The 3,649-nt window shown below is 70.1% G+C and carries 2 protein-coding genes; one reads left to right on the forward strand and one right to left on the reverse strand.

Features of this window, described 5'->3' with window-relative positions; all coding sequences use genetic code 11:
- Positions 1 to 1,784, reverse strand: a 1,784-nt coding sequence (locus ACH4SP_RS42460; protein ID WP_398423855.1) for an amino acid adenylation domain-containing protein, incomplete at its 3' end; no start/stop codon positions are given.
- A 261-nt stretch (positions 1,785 to 2,045) separates the two neighbouring features.
- Between ACH4SP_RS42460 and ACH4SP_RS42465 the strand changes: the two genes are divergently transcribed.
- A partial coding sequence (locus ACH4SP_RS42465; RefSeq protein WP_398423857.1) for a condensation domain-containing protein occupies positions 2,046 to 3,649 on the forward strand: 1,604 nt, incomplete at its 3' end.

The following is a 3,649-nucleotide window of genomic DNA, read 5'->3' on the forward strand; positions in this document are numbered from 1 at the left end:
GCCACCGTCGGCGCCTCGAACACCGCCCGCACCGGCAACTCCACCCCGAACACCCCCCGCACCCGACTCACCAACCGGAATGCGGTCAGGGAATGACCGCCCAGGGCGAAGAAGTCATCACCCACACCCACCCCGGACACACCCAGCACCTCGGAGACGAGACCGCAGAGGATCCGCTCCTCAGGGCTGCGCGCCGCGAGCGCCCCCTCTCCTGCCCCGGCGGCGTACTCGGGTACCGGCAGTGCCCCGCGGTCGACCTTCGCGTTCGGGGTCAGCGGGAAGCGGTCCAGGACGACGAAGGCCGCGGGCACCATGTAGTGCGGCACCAGGGCTGCGACGTGCCGGCGCAGTTCCGCCGGGTCGGGCTCCCGCGTCCCTGACCTCGTGAGGTAGGCGACGATGCGCTGGTCGCGGGCCCGGTCCTCGCGCACCAGGACGATCGCACGGGAGACATCCGGGTGCTGCGCCAGCACGCCCTCGATCTCGCCTGGTTCGACGCGGAAGCCCCGCACCTTCACCTGGTGGTCCGCCCGGCCGCGGAACTCAAGGAGTCCGTCCGGCGTCCAGCTCGCGAGGTCTCCGGTGCGGTACATCCGGGTGCCGGGGGCGCCGAACGGGTCGGCCACGAAGCGCTCGGCGGTGAGCAGTGGCGAGCCGCGGTAGCCGCGTGCCAGTCCCGCGCCCGCAACGTACAGCTCCCCCGTCTCCCCCTGCGGCACCGGCCGGAGCCGCTCGTCCAGCACGTGGACGCGGGTGTTGTCCATGACGCGGCCGAGCGGCAGCACGCCCTCGGGGGCGCGGTCCCCGGGGGCGAGCCGGAACTCCGCGATGTTCACCGTCGTTTCGGTCGGACCGTAGACGTTGACCACGGTGGCCGCCGGGTGACGACGGCGCCATTCCGCCAGGGCAGGACCGTGCAGCGCCTCGCCGCCCAGCATGAGCAGCCGGGTCGGCGAGTATCCGTCGGGAAGCAGTTCCAGCAGGGGCAGATGGCTGGGGGTGCCCTTCAGGAAGGTGCAGTCGACCTTCTGACCGTGCCCGTCCTCCGCCAGGGCGTTGATGAGTACGCGCCCTCCGCCCGCCAACGGCGCCCACAGTTCCGAAACGGTCATGTCGAAGGAGCACGGGGAGTGCCACAGCGAGGTGCCGCCCGGTCCGAGGCTCGGATATGCCCGGGTGGCCCAGGCCAGGTAGTCGGCGAGGGAGCGGTGCTCGATCGCCACTGCCTTCGGCTTCCCCGTGGAACCGGAGGTGTAGTTGACGTAGGCCGTGTTGGCCGGGAGCAGGGGGGCGAGGCGCTCCCGCTGCGTCAGGTCCGTGTCCGGCTGCCGGGAGAGTTCGGCGGTCACCTCCGGGGAATCCAGTACGAGTTCGCGGCCCTCGGTCCCCTCGACCCCCGGCCCGGCCTGCACCCTGAGTACGACGTCCGGGCGCGCGTCGGCCAGCAGGAAGGCGATGCGCTCCTGCGGATAGTCCAACTCCACCGGCAGGTAGGCGGAGCCGGATTTCGCGATGGCGAGCAGGGCGACCGCCAGCTCGGCGCCTCGCGGCAGCAGCACGGCGACGACCCGCTCGGGTCCGGCCCCCCGCGCGGTCAGCAGCCGGGCCAGCCGGTTCGCCCGCCCGTTGAACTCCCGGTAGGTCAGGTGGGTTTCACCGGAGCTGACGGCGGGGGCGTCGGGGGTACGGCGGACCTGGGCCTCGACGAGTTCGGGGAGCGTCACCTCGGGCAGCGACCGCACCGCCCCTTGCCGTTCGGCAGTGATTTCCGGACGGTGCGTCATGCCGAGCTCCTCGTGAGGGTCTCTGGGGGCGGAAGAAGTAGTGGAGAAGAAGGGAAACCTTAAACAGGACGGACTTTCATCCTCTTATTGAAGCCCTATCCGCAGCCGCCATCAGTAAAAGGAAACAGGGCAACTCGGTCGATAACAGAATGATAGAAAAGGGGGATAGTTTTCGATGGAGACCAAAAGGAGAGGGAAATGGGCGCGATGAATAATTCCCCGTTCGATGACGTTCTTCCGCTGACACCGCTCCAGGAAGGAATGTTCTTCCAGTCTCACTACGACGCCGACGAAATCGACGTCTACCACGTGCAGTTCGTACTCGCCCTGGACGGACCGGTCGATCCGGGCCGCCTGAAGGCCGCGGCGGCAGCCGTGGTGAATCGCCATCCCGTTCTGCGGGCCGGCTTCCTGCAGCGGCAGAACGCACAGCCGATCCAGGTCATCCACCGCAGCGTGGAACTGCCGTGGGAAGAGGTCGACTTCGCCGCCCCGGACCCCTCCGGGGCGGGCTCGTCCGAGGCGGAGTCCTCCGGGGCAGAGCCCTCCGGGGCGGAATCCTCGGAGGCGGCATCCGGCCCCGAGGACCGGTTGCGGTCCCTCCTGCTCGCGGACCGGGCCCGGCGCTTCCCGCTGGACCGGCCCCCGTTGGTCCGCTTCGTTCTCGTCCGGTTCGGGCCCGACCGATACCGGTTGGTGCTCAGCTGTCACCACATGGTGCTGGACGGCTGGTCCGGCCCCCTGCTCGTCCGCGAACTGTTCACGCTGTACGCGGACGGACCGGACAGTGCGTCGCTGCCCCCCGCCGTTCCCTACCGCCGGTACTTCGAATGGCTCGCCACCAAGGACCTCGCCGCCTCGGAGCAGGCCTGGCGGACGGCGCTCGACGGCATCCCCGGCCCCACTCTGGTGGCTGCGGCGGCTCCCGGGCGGGCGGTCGTCATGCCGGAACGGCTCTCGGCCCGGCTGCCGGTGGACTTCGGCACCGAGCTCAACCTGTTCGCACGGCGGCAGGGCCTGACCATGGGCACCCTCCTCCAAGGCGCCTGGGCCACCGTCCTCGGCCGTCTCACCGGCAGCGACGACGTGACCTTCGGCACCGTCGTGTCCGGCCGCTCCCCGGAGATCCTCGGCATCGAGTCGATGGTGGGGATGTTCATCAACACCATTCCGGTACGGGTACGTTCACAGCCCGACGAGCCGATGCTGCGCCGCCTCGCCCGACTTCAGGAGGAGCAGGGAGGGCTGCTGGCCCACCACCACCTGCGGCTCAGCAGTCTGCAACGCGCCGCGGCCGGCACCGGTGAACTCTTCGACACCGTCGCGGTGTTCGAGAACTACCCGGAGGGAGCGGCCGGATCCTCGTCGTACGCGGGCCTCCGGGTCGGCGTGGTCGACGGTCACGATGCCGCGCACTTCCCGCTGCGGGTGATCGGAGCACTCTCCGGCAGCCGGCTGCAGCTTCAGCTCGAATACCGGCCCGACCTCTTCGAGAGGGCGGAGGCGGACCGCATCCTCACCGTTCTCGCGGACGTACTGCGTGGCCTGGTCGCCGACCCGGACCAGGACTTCCGGAAGGTGGTCGCCGCCCTGCCCTCCGGTCCGCGCGAAGCGGGTGCGGCCGCTTCGGACGCCGTGACTGCCACGGAAGCGGTCGTCGCGGCGGATGTCCCCCGGTCACCCGCCATGGACATCCTGCGTGGCCTCTTCGAGAAGGTGCTGGGTGTGTCCGGGGTGGGTGTGGGTGATGACTTCTTCGCCCTGGGCGGTCATTCCCTGACCGCGATCCGGTTGGTGAGTTGGGTGCGGGGGGTGTTCGGGGTGGAGTTGCCGGTGCGGGCGGTGTTCGAGGCGCCGACGGTGGG

The organism is Streptomyces sp. NPDC021093 (genome assembly GCF_044333135.1).
Lineage (GTDB): Bacteria > Actinomycetota > Actinomycetes > Streptomycetales > Streptomycetaceae > Streptomyces.